At 63.9% G+C, this 19,800-nt stretch carries 17 protein-coding genes; 11 read left to right on the top strand and 6 right to left on the bottom strand.

Features of this window, described 5'->3' with window-relative positions:
- Window positions 1–188 precede the first annotated feature (188 nt).
- Window positions 189–659 (top strand): MarR family winged helix-turn-helix transcriptional regulator, encoded by a 471-nt coding sequence (locus AC56QP_RS16035; RefSeq protein ID WP_032921461.1) that lies wholly within the window; start codon window positions 189–191, stop codon window positions 657–659.
- Window positions 660–683: 24 nt separating this feature from the next.
- Here the strand turns inward: AC56QP_RS16035 and AC56QP_RS16030 are convergent, their stop codons facing one another.
- Window positions 684–1,556 (bottom strand): AraC family transcriptional regulator, encoded by an 873-nt coding sequence (locus AC56QP_RS16030; protein ID WP_489859034.1) that lies wholly within the window; start codon window positions 1,554–1,556, stop codon window positions 684–686.
- 51 nt (window positions 1,557–1,607) lie between these two features.
- Between AC56QP_RS16030 and AC56QP_RS16025 the strand changes: the two genes are divergently transcribed.
- The 5 genes from AC56QP_RS16025 to AC56QP_RS16005 all read left to right on the top strand — a co-directional run bounded on the left by AC56QP_RS16025 (window position 1,608) and on the right by AC56QP_RS16005 (window position 5,654).
- Complete coding sequence (locus AC56QP_RS16025; protein WP_489859035.1) at window positions 1,608–2,015, top strand: DUF2000 family protein; 408 nt, start codon at window positions 1,608–1,610, stop codon at window positions 2,013–2,015.
- Window positions 2,016–2,213: 198 nt separating this feature from the next.
- The gene (locus AC56QP_RS16020) at window positions 2,214–3,098 is read left to right on the top strand and encodes a DMT family transporter (protein ID WP_489863583.1); all 885 of its coding nucleotides are present in this window, start codon (window positions 2,214–2,216) and stop codon (window positions 3,096–3,098) included.
- Between the two features lie 66 nt (window positions 3,099–3,164).
- A complete protein-coding gene (locus AC56QP_RS16015) occupies window positions 3,165–4,187 on the top strand; it encodes a LacI family DNA-binding transcriptional regulator (RefSeq protein WP_091580953.1) in 1,023 nt (340 codons plus the stop codon).
- Entirely contained in the window at window positions 4,184–5,167 is a 984-nt protein-coding gene (locus AC56QP_RS16010) for a 2-hydroxyacid dehydrogenase (protein ID WP_489859036.1), read from the top strand. Before AC56QP_RS16015 ends, AC56QP_RS16010 begins: the two co-directional genes overlap by 4 nt.
- A gap of 82 nt (window positions 5,168–5,249) precedes the next feature.
- Entirely contained in the window at window positions 5,250–5,654 is a 405-nt protein-coding gene (locus AC56QP_RS16005; RefSeq protein ID WP_489859037.1) for a hypothetical protein, read from the top strand.
- On the opposite strand, the gene AC56QP_RS16000 is transcribed toward AC56QP_RS16005, so the two are convergent.
- Window positions 5,655–6,428, bottom strand: a complete 774-nt coding sequence (locus AC56QP_RS16000; RefSeq protein WP_489859038.1) for a gamma-glutamyl-gamma-aminobutyrate hydrolase family protein — start codon at window positions 6,426–6,428, stop codon at window positions 5,655–5,657.
- A gap of 264 nt (window positions 6,429–6,692) precedes the next feature.
- On the opposite strand from AC56QP_RS16000, the gene AC56QP_RS15995 reads away from it, so the two are divergent.
- On the top strand, window positions 6,693–7,802 hold the full coding sequence (locus AC56QP_RS15995) for a TRAP transporter substrate-binding protein (protein ID WP_489859039.1): 1,110 nt from the start codon (window positions 6,693–6,695) through the stop codon (window positions 7,800–7,802).
- Window positions 7,803–7,854: 52 nt separating this feature from the next.
- On the opposite strand, the gene AC56QP_RS15990 is transcribed toward AC56QP_RS15995, so the two are convergent.
- From AC56QP_RS15990 to AC56QP_RS15975, 4 genes are all read right to left on the bottom strand, one after another.
- Window positions 7,855–8,883, bottom strand: coding sequence for a zinc-dependent alcohol dehydrogenase family protein (locus tag AC56QP_RS15990; RefSeq protein ID WP_489863584.1), 1,029 nt, complete (start codon window positions 8,881–8,883; stop codon window positions 7,855–7,857).
- 19 nt (window positions 8,884–8,902) lie between these two features.
- Window positions 8,903–10,684 (bottom strand): TRAP transporter large permease, encoded by a 1,782-nt coding sequence (locus AC56QP_RS15985; protein ID WP_489863585.1) that lies wholly within the window; start codon window positions 10,682–10,684, stop codon window positions 8,903–8,905.
- On the bottom strand, window positions 10,684–11,268 hold the full coding sequence (locus AC56QP_RS15980; protein ID WP_256749208.1) for a TRAP transporter small permease subunit: 585 nt from the start codon (window positions 11,266–11,268) through the stop codon (window positions 10,684–10,686). Before AC56QP_RS15980 ends, AC56QP_RS15985 begins: the two co-directional genes overlap by 1 nt.
- 188 nt (window positions 11,269–11,456) lie before the next feature.
- Window positions 11,457–12,362: a branched-chain amino acid ABC transporter permease gene (locus AC56QP_RS15975; RefSeq protein ID WP_489859040.1), complete on the bottom strand. Its 906-nt coding sequence runs from the start codon at window positions 12,360–12,362 to the stop codon at window positions 11,457–11,459.
- Window positions 12,363–12,513: 151 nt separating this feature from the next.
- On the opposite strand from AC56QP_RS15975, the gene AC56QP_RS15970 reads away from it, so the two are divergent.
- The 4 genes from AC56QP_RS15970 (at window position 12,514) to AC56QP_RS15955 (ending at window position 19,796) form a co-directional block, all read left to right on the top strand.
- Window positions 12,514–13,122, top strand: coding sequence for a CGNR zinc finger domain-containing protein (locus AC56QP_RS15970; RefSeq protein ID WP_489859041.1), 609 nt, complete (start codon window positions 12,514–12,516; stop codon window positions 13,120–13,122).
- Window positions 13,115–13,645, top strand: coding sequence for a hypothetical protein (locus tag AC56QP_RS15965; protein WP_489859042.1), 531 nt, complete (start codon window positions 13,115–13,117; stop codon window positions 13,643–13,645). Before AC56QP_RS15970 ends, AC56QP_RS15965 begins: the two co-directional genes overlap by 8 nt.
- A 214-nt stretch (window positions 13,646–13,859) precedes the next feature.
- Window positions 13,860–17,339 (top strand): indolepyruvate ferredoxin oxidoreductase family protein, encoded by a 3,480-nt coding sequence (locus tag AC56QP_RS15960; RefSeq protein ID WP_489859043.1) that lies wholly within the window; start codon window positions 13,860–13,862, stop codon window positions 17,337–17,339.
- Window positions 17,340–17,483: 144 nt separating this feature from the next.
- The gene (locus AC56QP_RS15955) at window positions 17,484–19,796 is read left to right on the top strand and encodes a putative bifunctional diguanylate cyclase/phosphodiesterase (RefSeq protein WP_489859044.1); all 2,313 of its coding nucleotides are present in this window, start codon (window positions 17,484–17,486) and stop codon (window positions 19,794–19,796) included.
- Window positions 19,797–19,800 lie beyond the last annotated feature (4 nt).

The following is a 19,800-nucleotide window of genomic DNA, read 5'->3' as shown; positions in this document are numbered from 1 at the left end:
CGTCGAAAACTCCGGCCACGAAACTCGTTTGTCATCTAACTGAAATAATCATCTGGCATTAGCCACGGCGGACACCGCAATGCTTGCCGGCAAAGCTGTTTGGGACGCCGGATTCTTTTTATCGTCGATTGCCAACTGGCCGGCAGCTTCTATGCTGCCCGCACCGGTACGGCCGAAGAGGGATGACCATGGCCAAGGCGGACAAGACTGCGACAATGAGCCGGCTGCATTCGGCGGCAAGGCTGGCAAGAACCGCGCTGGCGGCGCGGCTTCTGGCGCACGGTTTTTATGCCGGCCAGGATCAGATCATGCTGGCGCTCGACCGTGAAGACGGCCAGACGCCGGGCAATCTCGCTGGCCGTCTCGGCGTGCGCCCGCCGACCATCACCAAGACCATCAACCGGCTGCAGGCCCAGGGTTTCCTGGAAAAGCGCGCCTCGTCGGCCGATGCTCGCCAGGCGCATATCTTCCTCACCGACACCGGCCGCGACATTATCCACGCCATCGAGAAATCGGTGAAGAAGACCGAAAAGCAGGCGCTGAAGGGCCTCGACAAAAAGGACCAGAAGGCACTGTTCAAGCTGCTTGCCCGCATCGAGGCCAATCTCTCGAACGAGGAACTGGTGTTGATCGACGACGACGCCGAGTCGGACGAATGATCGGCTGATATCCCGGCGCAACGATCAGGCCGCCACCGCGGCGGATCCATGGATCAGCGACGACCAGCGTCCCGGCGTCATGCCGAACGCCTTCTTGAATTGCCTGATAAAGTGGCTCTGGTCGCTGAAGCCGGCCTCGATGGCGATCTGCGCCAATGGTTCGCCGGTGGCGATCATCCGCCGCGCGCGCTGAAGCCGGCGCATCACCAGGAAGCGATGCGGGCTGGTCGAGAAGGCGGCGCGGAAATGCCGTGACAAGGCATAGCGGTCGAGCCCGGTGATCGCCTCCAATTCGCCGGAATGCACGGGACGGGCGAAGTTTTCCGCGAGATAGTCACGCGCAAGCGTCGCCGCCCGCCACGCCGTCCTCGCGATCGGCTTGGCCGGCTGGCCGGCGTGCCGGGTCAGGCTTTGCATCAGTTGGGCGAGGAAGTCGGCAACGAACAACTCATCGAGTTCCTGTTCCAGCGGCCCCAGCGCCGAAAGCAGTGTTGTGCAGAAGGCGCCGTCCGTCACCACGCCGTCCCGGACGAACGGCAGTGATGCACCACCAAGGCAGTCGAGCATCAGCGACGGCTCCAGGTAGAGCATCCTGTAGCGCAGGCCGTCCTCGGTGCCGGCGCCGCCATCGTGTAGCTCGTCAGGATGCAGCACGATGATCTGGCCAGGCAGGCTGTGGCGTATTGCGCCGAGATAGCGAAATGTCTGCACGCCATGCAACGTCACCCCGATCGCATAGGTGTCGTGGCGATGCAGCTCGAAGGCGCTGCCATGGAACCGTGCCTCGATCCTCTCCATGCCGGCAGGATCGGGGGCGGAGATGATGCAGTTTTCCGCCGCATCAACGCACAAACGTCCAAGACCCTCGAAGGCCTGGCTGCCTACATCGTGCGACATCGTCTCCTTCAGCCTCGAAATCGGGGCGCAACCTCGAATGGTCAATGTCACATGTTCGATACCAAGTTTGCAATCGTGCTCAGGGAGGATCTGCCGGTCTGGCAGAAACTCAACGTCACCGCTTTCCTGACCAGCGGCATCATCGCCCAGTTTCCGGACATCATCGGCGAGCCCTATCGCGACCGCGCCGGCAACCACTACAATCCGCTGTCGATCCAGCCGGTCATCGTGCTGTCGGCCGACCAGGCGACGCTGGGCACGATCCACCGGCGCACGCTGGAGCGCGGTGTGACGACATCGCTCTATGTCGAGGAGATGTTCTCGACCGGCTTTGACGCGGCCAACCGCGCCGTCTTTGCCGAATTCGCGCCTGAAGACGCCAAGGTGGTCGGCATTGCGCTCCGCACAGAGAAGAAGGTGGTCGACAAGATCACCAAGGGCGCCCGCATGCATGCCTAGCGTGGAAAGCTTGGACTAAGCCTGCCGGCCTCTATTGTTGTACCAGCCGGCTTTAGCGTGGCAGCGGGCGACAATTGGCTTGCCGGCAAGCGACAATTCCCGCAAAGGTGGGCTCCAGCCCAGCTTTTCCCCGGCCTGCAAGTGAGTGCTCCCCAAAGATATGTCGAAAGCGCGACGCCGCCGGTGGCGATCCTGTGCATGCTTTCCACCTATGTCTGCTTCACCTTCCTCGACACCAGCAGCAAATATCTCGTCCTTGCCGGCGTGTCGGTGCTCATCGTCGCCTGGGTGCGCTTTGCCGTGCATGTGGTGCTGGTTGGCGCGCTCCTGCGCGGCTGGCGCGAGCCGGCGCGGTTTCGCCCGGGCAGCCTGCCGGCACATGTCCTGCGCGGCCTGTTCCTGTTCGGCTCGACCATCTTCAACGTCCTGGCTCTGCGGTCCCTGCAACTGGCGGAGACGACGTCGATCTATTTCTTCGGGCCGATGGTGATCACGGCACTTGCCGGTCCACTGCTGGGCGAATGGGCCGGCTGGCGGCGTTGGCTGGCGATCCTGGCTGCCTTCGCCGGGGTTCTCATCATCACCCGGCCAGGCGTAGGTGTTTTCGGTGTCGGGCACCTCTTCGCGCTCGGTTCGATGCTGTCGAACTGCTTCTACGTCATCATGACGCGCCGCATGTCGGCAACCGAGACCTCGGAAAGCCTCATCCTGTTCTCGGCGCTCGCCCCGGCGCTGCTGCTTTTGCCCCTCCTGCCATTTTCATTCGCCCTGCCGGATGATGGCTGGCATTGGTTCGTGCTGCTCATGCTCGGCGTATTCGGAGCCGTCGGCCACTGGCTGCTGGTCCAGGCCTATCGGCTGGCGACGACCACGGCATTGGCGCCCTATCCTTATTCGCAGATGGTGTGGATGATCATTTCGGGCTGGATCGTCTTCAAGCAGTTTCCCGACCGCTGGACACTGGTCGGCGCCGTCATCATCGTCGCCAGCGGCCTTTACATCGTCCATCGTGAGCATCGACTTCGGCTGCGCAGCCGCGCTGCCTCGGATGTCGAGGCGGAAGCGCTGGCAAAAAAACTTTGATTTGCTCCCGATCGATGGCATAAGGCCGCCTTTAAACAGTTTAAATCGATTGGGGAGCACCAGGCGCTGGCACAGAAGATCAAGCTCTCGACGATCGCGGATGCGCTTGGCGTGTCCACGGCCACGGTTTCGCTGGCGCTGCGCGACAGTCCGCTGGTCGCGGGCAGCACCCGCGACCGCATCAAGGAACATGCCCGCGCCATCGGCTATATCTACAACCGTCGCGCCGCCAGTCTGCGCACATCGCGTTCGGGCATCGTCGGTGTCGTCGTCCACGACATCATGAACCCGTTTTTCGCCGAGATCCTGCGCTCGATCGAGAGCGAGCTCGACCGCAGCCGGCAGACCTTCATCCTGTCCAATCACTACGATCAGCTCGAGAAGCAGCGCACCTTCATCGATACGCTGCTGCAGCTTGGCGCCGACGGCGTCATCATGTCGCCGGCCATCGGCACGCCGGCTTCCGACATTCTGATGGCCGAGGAGAACGGCCTGCCGGCGGTGCTGATCGCGCGCACCGTCGAGGGCGCCGACGTGCCGGTCTTTCGCGGCGATGATGCCTATGGCACCGCGCTCGCCACCAATCACCTGATCTCGCTCGGCCACAAGCGCATCGCCATGATCGGCGGCACCGACCAGACGTCGACCGGCCGCGACCGCTACCAGGGCTACCTCAACGCCATGGAGGCGGCCGGGCTTGAAGTCAGGCCGTCCTGGCGCATTGCTGGCCCGCGCACCAAGCAGGCGGGCTTCGAGGCAGCCGGGCAGTTCCTGGCGCTGAAGGACAAGCCGACGGCGGCCTGCTGCTGGAACGACCTCGTCGCCATTGGCCTGATGAACGGCATCGCGCGCGCCGGGCTGGTGCCGGGCATCGATATCTCCGTCACCGGCTATGACGATCTCGAAGAGGCGGCCATCGCGACGCCGGCGCTGACCACCGTCTGGAACGGCCAGCGCGAGGTTGGTCGCCGCGCCGCCAGCGCGCTGCTCGACAAGCTCAACGGGCAGACGGTGCGGCCCTCGCAGGAATTGATCAAGCCCGAACTGCATGTGCGCCAGTCGACCGGCAAGCCGGTGGAGCGCGCATGACCAAGGCCGAACAGCTGCAAGCGATCACCATACTGGTGCCGCGCGACTTCAGCGACCACGCGGTCGAGCGCATCGACCGAACGTTCAAATGCATCAGGATCGAGCGCGCCGATCCGGCGCTGGTCACCGACGAGATGCGTCGTGGCGTGCGTGGCATTGCCTCGTTCGCCGGTATCAGCGCGGCGATGATGGATGCGCTGCCCAATCTCGAACTCATCGCCTCCTTCGGGGTCGGCTACGATTCGGTCGATGTCGGCCATGCGGCCGCGAAAAACATCATGGTCACCAACACGCCTGACGTGCTGACCGAGGAGGTCGCCGACACCGCGATCGGGCTGCTGATCAACACCGTCCGTGACCTGCCGCGTGCCGAGACCTGGCTGCGTGACGGCAGTTGGCTGCGCAAGGGCAACTATCCGCTGAGCCGGCTGACCTTGCGTGGCCGCAAGGCCGGTATTTTCGGCATGGGCCGCATCGGGCAAGCCATAGCCCGCCGGCTGGAAGCGTTCGGACTGCCGGTCTCCTACCACAACCGGCGTAAGGTCGACGGTCTTTCCTACCAGTACCACCCGACGCTGAAGGCTCTCGCCGAAGCGGTCGATACGCTGATTTCGGTAGCGCCCGGCGGCGCCTCGACGGAGAAGGCGGTCAATGCCGAAATCCTGTCGGCGCTTGGCCCGAACGGCGTCTTCGTCAACATCGGCCGCGGCAGCACGGTCGATGAGGCAGCACTTGCGGCAGCACTTGCCAACGGCACCATCGCCGCCGCCGGCCTCGATGTCTTTGCCGACGAGCCGAACGTGCCCAAGGCGCTGCTCGACGCGCCGAACGCCTCGCTGTTGCCGCATGTTGGCTCAGCTTCCGACCACACCCGCCGTGCCATGGCCGATCTGTGCGTCGACAATCTGGTCTGCTGGTTCACCGAGCGCCGGCCGCTGACGCCGGTGCCCGAGACGGTGCATGTCAGGCCACGAAGCTGAGTGGCGGCCTGCCACATTTATTAACGTCAGCTTAACCCTTTGAAATCATTCTTCATCCTGTCAGTGTGCCTGGATGAACATGATGAAAGTGCTTTCCGCATTGATTGCCGCCACCGCGCTGTTCGGCGGCGTTCAGCTGTTTCACGACGGCAGCGGTGAAAGTGCCGCCGACGAGGTCACGCCGTCCAGCAACTACAGGCTGATCGCCAATGGCGACGAGGCGGTTTGCGCGATCAGTCGCGGCGCCGCAATTTCGGATGGCCTGTCCCTGCTGACCGTCGCCTCGACCTGCCGTCGGCTCTTGCCGGGCATCGAGCGGGCAAAGTTCTGGCAGGAGAAACAGGACGGCACGGTCGCTTTCAGCGCCAACGGCATCGATCCGATCGTCACCTTCTCGGTTGCGGATGGTGACGGTTACGAATCCTATGCGCCGGCCACGCCGTTGCTGTCGCTTGCGGCCACCGGTGATTTGAGGCCTGGCGACTGATTATTCCGCCGCGGCGCGCGCGCCGGATCTCGCCGCCGCGTGCAGGCGCACCGCATCGCCGAAGGCGCGGAAGATCTTGGCCGAGTTGCCATCCGACTTGACCCAGTATTCCGGATGCCACTGGACGCCGACGGCGAAGGCGCGGGCGTCCTTCACCGACACCGCTTCCACCGTGCCGTCGGTTGCGACGGCCTCGATCTGCAGGTTGGGGCCCAGCCGGTCGACGGCCTGGCGGTGCACCGAGTTGACCAAAATGTCACCGACACCGAACACACCCGCCAGACAGCTTCCAGGTGCGATCGTCACCTTCTGGCGGATGCCGAAACGTTCGTCCTGATTGTCGCTTGCCGGCGCGCGATGGTCGAGCGAGCCATCGCGCTCCTGGATCTCGGTGGCCAGCGTTCCACCCAGCGCCACGTTCATCTCCTGGATGCCGCGGCAGATGGCGAGCAGCGGCACGCCGCGCTCAACCGCCTTGCGGATCAGCGGCAGCGTGGTGGCATCGCGCGCCGGGTCATAGGGGCCGTTGGCCTCGCTGGCATCGCCGCCATAGAGCGAGGGGTGCACATTGGATTTCGAGCCGGTGGCCATGACGCCGTCGACCGACGACAAAAGTTCGTCGAAGTCGAGCCTGTCGCCGAATGATGGCACCAGCACCGGGAATACGCCGGCGCCTGTTATCGCCGCCTCCAGATATTGCTGCGGGGCGGCATGCCAGGTGTAGTTGTCAAACTGACGGACGTCGGTCGATATGGCGACGAGCGGCTGGTGCATTTTGGCTCTGTTTTCCATCTGGGCAAGGAATGTCCTGCCTCCAAAATAGGCCATCCGCCGATATTTTTCCATGGCAAGTTTCAGCGTGTCGCATGGGCCACGAACCGGTCTGTTAGACTATAGTTGCAGGGCCACGTGGCTTCGCCATCAAATCCGGCCACCGCGCTGGACTCGACTTTTCGCCCGTGTATTGTTCGAGCGAACCGATACGGGGAGCCGAGGATTCCCGAACGTCGGTCTGTTGGTCCAAAAGGGAGGAACTTCATGGATCGTCGTTCATTCATTCGCAAGGCTGGCGTCTCAGGCGTCGGCGCCGCTGCCGCCGCCGTGACGCTGGCGGCACCCGCCATTGCCCAATCCAACCCCAAGGTGACATGGCGGCTGGCGTCGTCCTTTCCGAAGTCGCTAGACACCATCTATGGCGGCGCCGAGGTGTTCTCCAAGATGCTGTCGGAAGCCACCGACGGCAACTTCCAGATCCAGGTCTTCGCCGCTGGTGAACTCGTGCCGGGCCTGCAGGCCGCCGACGCCACCACGGCCGGTACTGTCGAGGCCTGCCACACGGTGGCATATTATTACTGGGGCAAGGACCCGACATGGGCGCTCGGTGCGGCGGTTCCCTTCTCGCTCAACGCGCGCGGCATGAATGCCTGGCACTACCATGGCGGCGGCATCGACCTGTTCAACGAGTTTCTCGCCACGCAGGGCCTTTTCGGCCTGCCGGGCGGCAACACCGGCGTGCAGATGGGCGGCTGGTTCCGCAAGGAGATCAACACCGTCGCCGACCTTTCCGGCCTCAAGATGCGAATCGGCGGCTTTGCCGGCAAGGTGGTGCAGAAGCTCGGTGTCGTGCCGCAGCAGATCGCCGGCGGCGACATCTATCCGGCGCTGGAAAAAGGCACCATCGACGCCGCCGAATGGGTCGGCCCCTATGACGACGAGAAGCTCGGCTTCTACAAGGTCGCGCCCTATTACTACTATCCCGGCTGGTGGGAAGGCGGCCCGACCGTCCACCTGATGTTCAACAAGGCGAAATACGAAGAGCTTTCGCCGGCCTACAAGTCGCTGCTGCGCACCGCCGCCCAGGCGGCCGACGCCAACATGCTGCAGAAATACGATTATTTGAACCCGGCAGCGGTGAAGCGGCTGGTGGCCGGCGGCGCCAAGCTGCGCCCGTTCAGCCAGGACATCATGGCCGCCTGCTTCGAAAAGGCCAATGAGGTCTACGCCGAAATGGAAGCCTCCAACGCGCCGTTCAAGAAGATCTGGGAATCGATCAAGGGCTTCCGCAAGGAGCATTATCTCTGGGCACAGGTGGCCGAGTACAACTACGACACCTTCATGATGGTCCAGCAGCGCAACGGCAAACTGTAGACCGTCCGTTGCATTCGGTAAAAAGACCCCGGGCCGGTTCGCCCGGGGTCTTTCATTTCAGGCTGGGCACCACCAGCACCTTGACCTCGCCCGGAGCCGGCGGATTGGCGATCACCGCTGGCGCGTCCTCGAGCGGCACCTGCCTGGAAATCAGCCGGTCGATTTCGATCGCACCCGACGCGATAAGCTCGGCCGCGCGGCGATGAATGTAGGGATTGAGGAAGGAGCCCAGCACCCTGAGTTCCCGGAACAGCAGGTCGAAGGGCTCGAATTCCGCTTTCATGCCTTGCGGCGTCACGCCGACGATGACGATCGTGCCGCCGGCCCGGGCCAGCCGCATCGACTGCTCGACGGTTTCCCGCACGCCGGCGCATTCAAAGACGACGTCGACGCCACCGGGCGCCAGCCCCGCTGGCCCGGCGATGGCATCGACGACATCGGCGGCTGTCGGATCGACCGTCGCCGTGGCACCGAGGTCCCTGGCGAGCGCGCGGCGCGAGGCTTGCCTTGTCGACAGGATGATGGTCTTTGCCCCGGCCAGTCGCGCCAGCTGTACGGTGAGCAGGCCGATCACGCCGCCGCCAAGCACGACCACCGAGCTGCCCGGCCTGATTTCGGCAAGGTCGACACCATGCAGGCAGCAGCCGAGCGGCTCGCAGAAGGCGCCATGGGTAGGCTTCAGGCCGGCAGGCAGGACGAAAGCCTGTTTCTGCGGCAAGGCGAGATATTCGGCAAAGCCGCCATCGCGATGGATGCCGATGGCGCGCAGATTGCTGCACAGATTGACCCGCCCGGCATGACAATGCGCGCAACGCCCGCAGGCGATGTTGGGGTCGCCGGTGACGCGGTCGCCGACGGCAAAGCCCGAGACGGACGTTCCGATCGCTTCGACGATGCCGGAGAACTCATGCCCGGGCGTCACCGGCGGCTTGCATGGAAATTCGCCGTGGAACAGATGCCGGTCGGTGCCGCAGACGCCGCAGGCCTCGACGCGTACCAGAAGTTCATCCGGCCCGATGTCAGGCTTGTCGACCTCGCGCAGCGCGATGCTGCCCACCGCTTCAAGCCGCACCGCTTTCATAGTCGCCGCCATGCCGGTTTCAGTTGAAGCTTGGTGGTTGCGACAGGTCCGGCTGCGGTGCCGCCGGCTGGGCTGGCGGCGTATCGCCAAAGCTCGGCGGCTGCGACAGGTCGGGGGCGGCAGGGGCGGCGGGAGCGGCCGGCGCCGTGCCGCCGCCGGCCGGTGGTGTGCCGAGTGGCGACAGGCCGGGCACCTCGGGCACCTTGTAATCGATGGTGCCTGGATCGACGGTTGTGCCCTTGTAGTGCATCACCATCTGCGGGAACGCGATGGTCAGCCCGATCATGATGACCTGGATGCAGACGAAGGGAACCGCGCCCCAATAGATCTGGCCGGTGGTGACCGGCGCGATCTGCTTGCCGGTGAGGCGGTCGAGATAGGGCACGCGGGCAGCCACCGAGCGCAGGTAGAACAGCGCGAAGCCGAAGGGCGGGTGCATGAAGCTGGTCTGCATGTTGACGCCCAGAAGCACGCCGAACCAGATCAGGTCGATGCCGAGCTTGTCGGCGGCCGGCGCCAGCAGCGGCACGATGATGAAGGCGAGTTCGAAGAAATCGAGGAAGAAGGCGAGGAAGAAGACCAGCAGGTTGACTCCGATCAGGAAGCCGACCTCGCCGCCCGGCAAGGACGTTAGGAGATGCTCGACCCAGATGTGGCCGTTGACGCCGTAGAAGGTGAGCGAGAACACCCGCGCGCCGATCAGGATGAACAGCACGAAGGACGACAGCCGCGTTGTCGAGGTCAATGCCTGCTTGATCACGTCCAGCGACAGCCGCCCCTTTGCCGCCGCCATGGCCAATGCGCCGACACTGCCCATGGCGCCGCCTTCGGTCGGCGTGGCGATGCCGAGGAAGATGGTGCCAAGCACCAGGAAGATCAGCGCCAGCGGCGGGATCAGCACGATGACCACCTGCTGTGCCAGCCGTGACATCATGTTGATGTTCAGGCGCTTGTCGGCAATTGCCACGACATAGATGAAGAGCACGCCGGCGCTGGCGCCGAGGATGTCGGCGTTGTCGCCATGCGTCGGCACGAGATAGCGGTACGCCGCGTAGGACACCACCACCGTCGCCAGCAGCGCCGCCAGCAGCGACAGGACGCCGTGGCCGAGCGTGCGTGCTTCGAGCGGCAGCGCCGGCATCGAATGTGGCCGGATGACCGACATGATCAGGATGTAGAGCATGTAGAGGCCGGTGAGCACGAGGCCCGGGATCAGCGCGCCCGCATACATGTCGCCGACCGAACGGCCGAGCTGGTCGGCGAGCACGATCAGCACCAGCGATGGCGGGATGATCTGTGCCAGCGTACCCGACGCCGCGATGACGCCGGACGCCACCCGGCGGTCGTAGCCGTAGCGCAGCATGATCGGCAGCGAGATCAGGCCCATGGCGATGACGGAAGCGGCCACCACGCCGGTGGTTGCGGCCAGCAGCGCGCCGACGAAGATCACCGCATAGGCAAGGCCGCCGCGGACCGGTCCGAACAGCTGGCCGATCGTGTCGAGCAAGTCTTCGGCCATGCCCGATCGTTCCAGCACGATGCCCATGAAGGTAAAGAACGGAATGGCCAGCAGCGTGTCGTTCGACATCACCCGGCTGCCATAGAAATTATCCGGCAGTGCGTGCAGAAGCGGCCAGGCGAGGTTGATCGATCCACCGGAATAGGGCGAGAGGAGCACGCCGATGAAGAAGAACATCAGCCCGTTGGCGGCCAGCGAAAAGGCGACGGGGTAGCCGATCAGCAGGAAGATGATCAGCGAGGCGAACATGATCGGCGCCATGTTCTGGGCGATGAACTCCATCATGAGCGCACCTCGTCGGCCAAGGCCTTGGCTTCGAGTTCGGCCTGCTCATGTGCCGATATGAACGGATTGGGGTCATCCATGTCGCCGCGCATGATGGCGATCTTCTTGATGATCTCGGAAATGCCCTGCAGCGCGAGCAGGAAAAAGCCGACGAGCAGGATGGCCTTGGCCGGCCAGATGATTAGCCCGCCGGAGTTGTTGGACATCTCGCCGCTGCGAAACGACAGCGACACATAGGGAACAAAATAGATCACCATCAGCGTCACGAACGGCATCAGGAAGAGTATGTGGCCGAGCAGGTCGATCCAATGCTGCACGCGGCGCGAGAACAGGCCGTAGACGACATCGATGCGGATATGTTCGTTCTGCTTCAATGTGTAGGCGGCTGCCAGCATGAAGGCGGCTCCGAACAGATACCACTGCAACTCGAGCCACGCGTTCGAGGATATGTCGAACACCTTGCGGATGATGGCGTTGGCGGCGCTGACCAGGATCGCCAGCAGGATCAGCCACGATACCCATTTGCCGATGAATTCGTTCGCGCGATCAATGGTCCTGGATAGAGCGAGAAGCCCTGCCATGCATTCCTCCCTGGTATTGGAGGCGTGTCGGCTTCCCCCTTGTTTCCGTCACGCCGTGTGGTCCAACGGTATGCCGCGCGTGGACTGACGGGTCAACAAGCATAGAGGCGGCAAAACATCATCGAACGAACGGCAGGGCCGGATACCGGCCGTCTACCTCGCGGCATGCAACCAAAGTCTGATGCGGTTCAGACGATCTTCTGCTGGTCGCGGCCGGCGCCGATCAGCACCAGCATGGCGACGAGGAACACGTACATCCACGCGTCGCGCCATTCGAGCGGGAAATAGCCGGCCCACAGCGATTCGGCCATGCCGAAGGCAGCCGCACCGAGCGCCGCGCGCGGCGGCGAGAGATAACCGCCGACCGCCGTCACGAACAGGATCTTCAGACCATAGGTCAGGCCGGTGCCGAAGCTGATGTTGCCATAGTAGATGCCGGCAAGCACGCCGGCGAGCGCGGCGCAGAAGCCGCCGAACAGCACTGCGTGGCGGAACACGGCACGCACGTCGATGCCACACATCGCCGCCGCCTTGGGGTCGTCGGAAACCGCGCGCCATGACCTGCCGTAGCTCGAGCGCGCGAATGCCCATGCGGCCAGCGCGATGGCCGCCAGCACGGCGGCGCAGTCGAGCAGCTGGATCAGTGTCAGCGTCGCCTTGAAGCGGTCATCCTGGGCGAAGATCACCGGCACTGCCAGCATCGGCGGCAGCCAGAGATCGTGCGTGTCGGCGGCGATGCGGCTGGCCTCCGACAGCACCAGCAATATGCCCAGCGTCGTCACCACGATGGCGTTGGGCGAGCGGTCGGCCAGTGGCTCGAACACGTTGCGTGACAGGACATGGCTGATCAGCGCCGCGTAAAGGAAAGCCGCGACGACGCCGAGCGCCACCGCCGTAAACAGCGTCATCCACAGGGCCTGGTAACCGAAGGCGGCGGTAAGGATCATCGTGTGGCCGCAAAAGGCGAACACCGCGCCATAGGCAAGATTGGTGCGGTGCAGGATGCCGTTGGTCAGCACATAGCCGAAGGCGAGCAGCGCATAGAGCGCGCCCGAATGCAGCCCGTTCAGAACCTGCTGGAAGAAATAGAGCATGCACGGTCCTCAGAGCATGTCGCCCAACTGCGAGGCGGTTTTGGGGACGACGACATGCTCAACGAAAGGTCGCCGCCGAGGCCACGCCCGAAGCAAGGGTGCATCGTTGAATCTAACTTGTCAAACAGGATTTATCGGTTAGATTTAGCGCATGACGGTATCTTGGACCCCGCATCGCTTCACCGGCGGCATTCTGGCGCTCGACACGGCCAACACCGTCGTGTTGCGCGACGACCCCCAGAAGACCTTCGATCGTTTCGACGATCCGGTGGAGATCGCGCGCTTCGCCGAAGCCGCGAGCGGCTTCCGCGCGGCCGAGCTCGGTGGCAGGCGGTTGCAGGCTCCGTCGCCGGAGACGATAGCGCCGGTGGTGCTGTCGATCCGCGAGAGCACCGACAAATTGTTTCGCGGCGCTGTGTCGAAAGGCGCGATCGCCACGGGCGAGCTGGCGGGCTTCCTGCGGGCCTGCTCCGACGGCCTGACGCACAGCCGCACCGAAATCGGTGCGGCGGGACGGCCGTTCGGCGATCCGGCGACGCCAATCGCCTTCGAGGCGGCGCTGGCCGTCTCGGCCCTGTCGCTGCTGCGCGAGGACACCGTCGCGAGGCTCAGAATCTGCCCCAACTGCAGTTGGCTGTTTGTTGACCGAAGCCGCAATTCCAGCCGCCTTTGGTGTGACATGGCGGTGTGCGGCAACCGTCAGAAGGCCAGTCGACACTATCGCCGCCGCACAGCGGCCAGGGAGGTTTCCGATGTCTAGAAAGTTTTCGCGTTCGATCGTTCTGGGTGCGTGCTTGTTTGCCGCCGTCGCCCTTGGCGCCTGCCGGGACTCTGGCAAGGATCAGCTGTTCGCCATTTCGGGCAAGCTTTTCGAGTTCAACTACCGGCTGGGCATCGCCACCTATGTCATCACCCTCAATCCGCTGCGCCCGATGGGCGAGGGGCAGGTCGCCGTGGTCAATTTCCAGAATCCGGCCGGCGGCGATCCGATCATCGTCAACCAGAAGATCTGGCCGAAGCTGCCGCACATCACGCTCACCAGCCCGCCACTCACCTGCGTGGTCAAGGACAAGCCCTATGCCGTTTCGATCCGCATCGAGGATGCCAACGGCACGCTGCTGCAAAGCTTCGAGACGACGCTGACATCGTCGCTCGATCAGTCGGTCCTGCCCGACCGGCCGCTGGTGGTCGGACCGGTCTACGAACTCAACAAGGACATGATCGGCCACGTCGACGGCAAGCTGCCGGGCGAGCCGAAGCCCGACTGTTCGAAGGCCGCCTGATATCTCCCGCTTGCGAGCGGCCGGGGCACACCGGCTGCGAGGGCTGCCGCCAGTGCCGTTCTCATCCGCCTGACGGGTGTGCAGCTGTTGCTCTCCGCGCTCTGCTGGACCCTTCGATTTTGTTTGACCTGCCTTGCAAGGGGAGAAAGGATGCGTCATCCGACCCCGACGTTGGCTGCCTGCCCCCGCGCGGCCTTCGCAGAGGAAATGCCTGATGACGCTGCACGACGTCGCGCTCGACGACAAGTTCGACCTCGGAAAGGAGCGCATCTTCCTTTCCGGCGCGCAGGCGGTCATCCGCATGCTTCTGATGCAGCGCGAGCGCGACCGCCGCGCTGGCCTGAACACGGCCGGCTTCGTCTCCGGCTATCGCGGCTCACCGCTCGGCGGCCTCGATATGCAGCTGTGGAAGGCGAAGAAGCAGCTCGCCCAGGCCGACATCGTTTTCCAGCCCGGCCTCAACGAGGAACTGGCAGCCACCGCTTGTTGGGGATCGCAGCAGACGGAACTCCTGGGCGAGGGCACCCATGACGGCGTCTTTTCGGTCTGGTACGGCAAGGGACCGGGCGTCGACCGCTCTGGCGACGTGTTCCGCCACGCCAATCTCGCCGGCTCGTCCAGACATGGCGGTGTGCTCGCCCTGATGGGCGACGACCACATGGCCGAATCCTCCACCAATGCTCACGCCACCGAATTCCTGTTTGTCGACACGATGGTGCCGATCCTCAACCCGGCCGGTGTCCAGGAGATCATTGACTACGGGCTCTATGGCTTTGCCATGTCGCGCTTCGCCGGCACCTGGGCGGCGATCAAATGCGTCAAGGACAACATCGAATCGACGGCCTCGGTCGATGCCTCGCTTGAGCGACTGAACATCGTCGTGCCGGATTTCGACATGCCGCCCGGCGGTCTCAACATCCGCCACGAGATCGACATGCTCGGCCAGGAGGAGCGGCTGCATGAACACAAACGCGCCGCCGCCTCCGCTTTCATCCACGCCAACGGGCTGAACCGCATCGTCTATTCGGGTGGCCGCAACCCGAAGATCGGCATCATCACGCTGGGCAAGAGCTATCTCGATGTCCGCCAAGCGCTCGAGGACATCGGCATCGACGAGGCGGCCGCCAACCGCATCGGCGTGCGGTTGTTCAAGGTCGGCTGCCCCTGGCCGCTCGACCTGCATCATATCGCCGACTTTGCCCGCGGCCTCGACACCATCGTCGTCGTCGAGGAGAAACGCTCGCTGATCGAGGTGCAACTGCGCGAAAGCCTTTACGGCACCGCCACCCAGCCGGTCATTGTCGGCAAGAAGGACGAGCGCGGCGACTGGCTGTTCCCGGCCAAGGGCGCGCTCGACCCCAACGAGATCGCCATTGCGCTTGGCGAGAGGATCGTCAGAACCATCGGCCCGTCGGAAGAGATTTCAGCGCGGGTGGCCAAGCTGCGCCAGTTCCAGGCAATGCTGGCCGACGCCACCGACATCGGTTCGCGCACGCCCTTCTTCTGTTCCGGCTGCCCGCACAATTCCTCGACCAAGGTGCCGGACGGCTCGATCGCCGCGGCCGGCATCGGTTGCCATTTCATGGCGTTGTGGATGGACCGCAACACCGTCGGCTTCACGGCGATGGGCGGCGAGGGCGCGCAATGGGTTGGCCAGGCGCCCTTCTCCAAGCGCGGCCACATCTTCCAGAATCTCGGCGACGGCACCTACAACCATTCTGGCACGCTGGCGATCCGCTTCGCGCTGTCGACCGAAGCCAACATCACCTACAAGATCCTCTACAACGATGCCGTCGCCATGACCGGCGGCCAGCCGCATGAAGGCGGCCTGACCGTCGACATGATCGCCAGGCAGGTCCGGGCCGAGGGCGTCGACCGCATCGCCATCGTCACCGACGAACCCGACAAATATGCTGGCAAGGCCGAATTCCCGGCCGGCGCCACCATCCATCACCGCGACGATCTTGATCTCGTCCAGCGCGAGCTGCGCGACGTCAAGGGCGTCTCGATCCTGCTCTACGACCAGACCTGTGCCGCCGAAAAGCGCCGCCGCCGCAAGCGCGGCACCTTTCCCGATCCCGACAAGCGCGTCTTCATCAACGAGCTGGTCTGTGAAGGCTGTGGCGACTGCGGCGTGCAGTCGAACTGCGTCTCGATCCAGCCGGTCGAAACCGAATTCGGCCGCAAGCGCAGGATCGACCAGTCGAGCTGCAACAAGGATTTCTCCTGCGTCAACGGCTTCTGCCCGTCCTTTGTCACCGTGCACGGCGCCAAGATCCGCAAGGCCGAGGGCCTGGCCGGCAAGGCCGATCCGCTCGATGGCGTTCCCACGCCGGCCGAATTCCCGCTGGGCGAGCAAGGCTGGGCGGCGATCATCGATGGCGTCGGCGGCACCGGTGTCGTCACCGTCGGTGCGGTGCTCGGCATGGCGGCCCATCTCGAGGACAAGGGCTGCGGTATGATCGACATGGCCGGCCTTGCCCAGAAGGGCGGCTCGGTGTTCACCCATGTCCGCATCGCGCGCACCCCGGACGACATCCATGCCATCCGCGTTTCGGCCGGCAAGGCCGATCTCGTGCTCGGCTGCGATCTGGTGGTGTCGGGCGCCAAGAAGGTGCTGACCGCGGTGCGCGAGGGCCATACCATCTTCCTCGCCAACACGGCGGAGATCATGCCCGGCGAGTTCGCCCGGTCGGCCGATTTCTCGTTGCCGATAGAGCGCCTGAAGAAGGCGATCCGCACTGCCGCGGGCGACGACAAGGCGCATTTCTTCGACGCCACGCGAACCGCCACCGCGCTGTTTGGCAATTCGCTCGGCGCCAACATGTTCATGCTCGGCTTTGCCTTCCAGCACGGCGGCTTGCCGCTGTCCGCCGAGGCGGTCGAGAAGGCGATCGAACTCAATGGCGAAGCCGTGGCGATGAACATCGCGGCGTTCCGCTGGGGCCGTCGCGCCGCCCACCAGCCGGATTTCGTGCGCGCCCTCGTCGTTCAGCCGGGCAAGGCCGGGCAGATTGCCGATATCGCCGAGACGCTGGACGACATCATTGCCCGCCGAGTCGCTTTCCTGACCGCCTATCAGAACGCCGCCTACGGCAGGCGCTACGCCGAGAGGTTGGCCACTGTGCGCGCCGCCGAGGCCAAGGCCGTGCCCGGCTCGACCGCCGTGACCGAGGCGGCGGCCAGGAACCTGTTCAAGCTGATGGCGATCAAGGACGAGTACGAGGTGGCGCGGCTCTATACCGACGGTTCCTTCGCCGCCGGCTTGGCAAAGCAGTTCCAGAGCTACGAGAAGCTCGAATTCCATCTCGCGCCGCCGATCATGGGGCGCCGCGGCAATGACGGCAAGCCGAGGAAATCGAGCTTCGGTCCCTGGATGATGAAGGGTTTTCGCGTGCTGGCGGCGATGAAGGGCCTGCGCGGCACCGCCTTCGACCTGTTCGGTTACTCCGCCGAGCGGCGCATGGAGCGGCAGCTGCTTGGGCAGTATGAGGCGGATCTGGAACTCGTCGCCAGATCGCTGACGCCGGCCAGGGTCGATGCGGCGGTTGCGCTGGTCTCGGTGCCGGCACTTATCCGCGGCTACGGCCACGTCCGGCAAGCCAGCGCCGAAAAGGCCGCGGGCGAGCGCCAAAGGCTGCTCGAACGCTTGTCGAACACGCCGGCGCGGCCCGAACTTCAGGCCGCGGAGTGATCGATACGCCTTGTTTACCGGAAGAACACTTTCCTCGCTTTCCGCTGCGTCACCCGGCTTGACGGCAAGGGCGTGACGGTCTCTCTAAATGTTTCTTAAGGCGGATGTGGCACTGCTTGTGTCCCAAGGGTTGGGATTCAGGCGTTGAATCTGAGAAAAAAGAACGAGATCCCGGTCGACGTCTACATTCCGTTCGTGGAAACCCTGTTTCGCGACGGTTTGACGCTTTCGATTGGATTCTTTGCCCAGACCCTGCTGGTGGTGCTTGTCTACTGGAAAACCAGGGATCCAGCCTATCTTGCCGTGACGTTTGGTTTTCTGACGGTTGCATTCCTGCGTCTGCGCAACATCCGAAAGTATCGGAATGCGCCGGTGCCGAAGAGCCGGGAAGAAGCGCGTCAACGCGAGAACGATTACATTTTCTATGGCTCCATGCATGGTTTCATGCTGGGCACCTTCTGTTTCGTCGGCATCTATCTAGCCTATGACAGTTTCGCCGAGATCGCGGCCGTCTGCGTGACGCTCGCCTCCGCTACTGCGATCGCCGGCCGCAACTATGGCTCGCCCAGGATGGTCATGATCTTCATCATGACCATGACCTGGCCGATCTCGCTGGGCTTCATCCTGCGCGGTGATCCCTATCATTTTATCCTGGGTCTGCTCTCGGCGCCTTTCCTGTTTGCCATCAAGCGCTTCGCCGACCTGGTCCGCGAGGTGCTTTTTGCTGCCTTGTCGGAGGAAAAGAAGGCGAACCGCATTGCCCAGCGCTTCAACCGGGCGCTCAACACCATGTCGCATGGCCTTGTCATGCTGGGCCCGGACGGCCGGGTGGCGGTGGCCAATGCCGAAGCCGCGCATCTGATGTCGCTCAAATCGCCGGATGCGCTGCTCGGGCGGTCGATCCATGGCCTTCTGATGCGTGGCGTCGCCGGCGGCATGCTGGCGCCCAAGGACTGCCGTTATATCGAGGCCCAGCTGACACGCGCCCTACGCGAGGGCCGTGACCGCAAGGTGCTCGTTTCGCTCGCCAATGGCCAGCACTATGAGTTCTCCGCTCGCGAAGGCAGCCAGGAGCTGGGCGTCATCACGTTCGAGGACGTGACCGCCCGTGTCGAGGCGGAAGAAAAGATCCGCTTCATGGCGCGCTACGACAACCTTACCGGCCTGCCCAACCGCGCCTATTTCCACGAACTGGTCGGCGAGGCCATGGCGTCCGGCGACCGCGACCGTCTCTGCGGGCTGGCGGTGCTCGACCTTGACGATTTCAAGAGTGTCAACGACACGCTTGGACATCCAATCGGCGACGGTTTGATCTACGCCGTTGCCGAGCGGCTCGCCGCCATTGCCGGGCAAGGCATCACGGTCAGCCGTTTCGGCGGCGACGAATTCATGATCTTTTTCGACCGCGTCGAGGATGAGAGCGATCTGACCAGTCAGCTCGACGAGATTTTCGCCGGCCTGCAGGGGGAAGTCGACGTCGCCGGTCACGGGCTGCGTATCCAGGCCAGCGGCGGCGCGGTGCTGTCGCGGGTCAAGGACACCGATGTCGACGCCATGATCGTCAAGGCGGACCTGGCGCTCTACAAGGCCAAGGAACTCGGCAAGAACAGCTGGCGGCTGTTCGAGGCCTCGATGGATGCCGCCTTCCGCAATCGTCAGCTGATGAAGGCGGATCTGCGCAGCGCCGTGGAGGCCAAGAGTTTGCGGGTGGTCTATCAGCCGATCGTGGCGATGAGCACCATGCGCATCGCCAGTTGTGAGGCGTTGTGCCGTTGGGATCATCCGGATCTTGGGCCGGTTTCGCCGAGCATCTTCATTCCATTGGCAGAGGAAATGGGCATCATTTCCGAGATCAGCACCTTCGTGCTGCAGGCAGCCTGCGCCGAATGCGCCAAATGGCCGAACCAGACCAGCGTCTCGGTCAACCTTTCCGCCAAGGATTTCCGCAACCGTGACGTCATCCAGAAGGTTCGCGATGCCTTGGCCAGCTCCGGCCTCGCCGCCGGCCGGCTGGAGATCGAGGTCACCGAAACGGCGCTGCTCGACGACAAGTCGCTGACGCGCCAGTACATCGAGGAACTGAAGCAGCTTGGCGTGCGCATCGCGCTCGACGATTTCGGCACCGGCTATTCGAGCCTGAGCTACCTGCACAAGCTGCCGCTTGACAAGATCAAGATCGACCGCTCGTTCCTGATCGATGTCACCCAGAACGCCCGCTCGCTTGAACTGCTCAAGGGCATTGTCAATCTGTCACGGCCGTTGGGGCTTTCGGTGACGGTCGAAGGCGTCGAGACGTTCGAGCAGCTCAAGATCCTGGCGCTGCAGGTCAAACCCGACCTTGTGCAGGGTTTCCTGTTCGGCTCGGCGCTCAGCGCGTCCGGTATCGACACGATGTCGAGCACGGTCTGGCCCTTCGCCAAGGATATCAAGACAGCCAAGAGGATCGCACGCCTCTGACTCC

Source organism: Mesorhizobium sp. RCAM 05104, from assembly GCF_059683645.1.
This window is presented reverse-complemented; position numbering and strand designations above follow the sequence as displayed.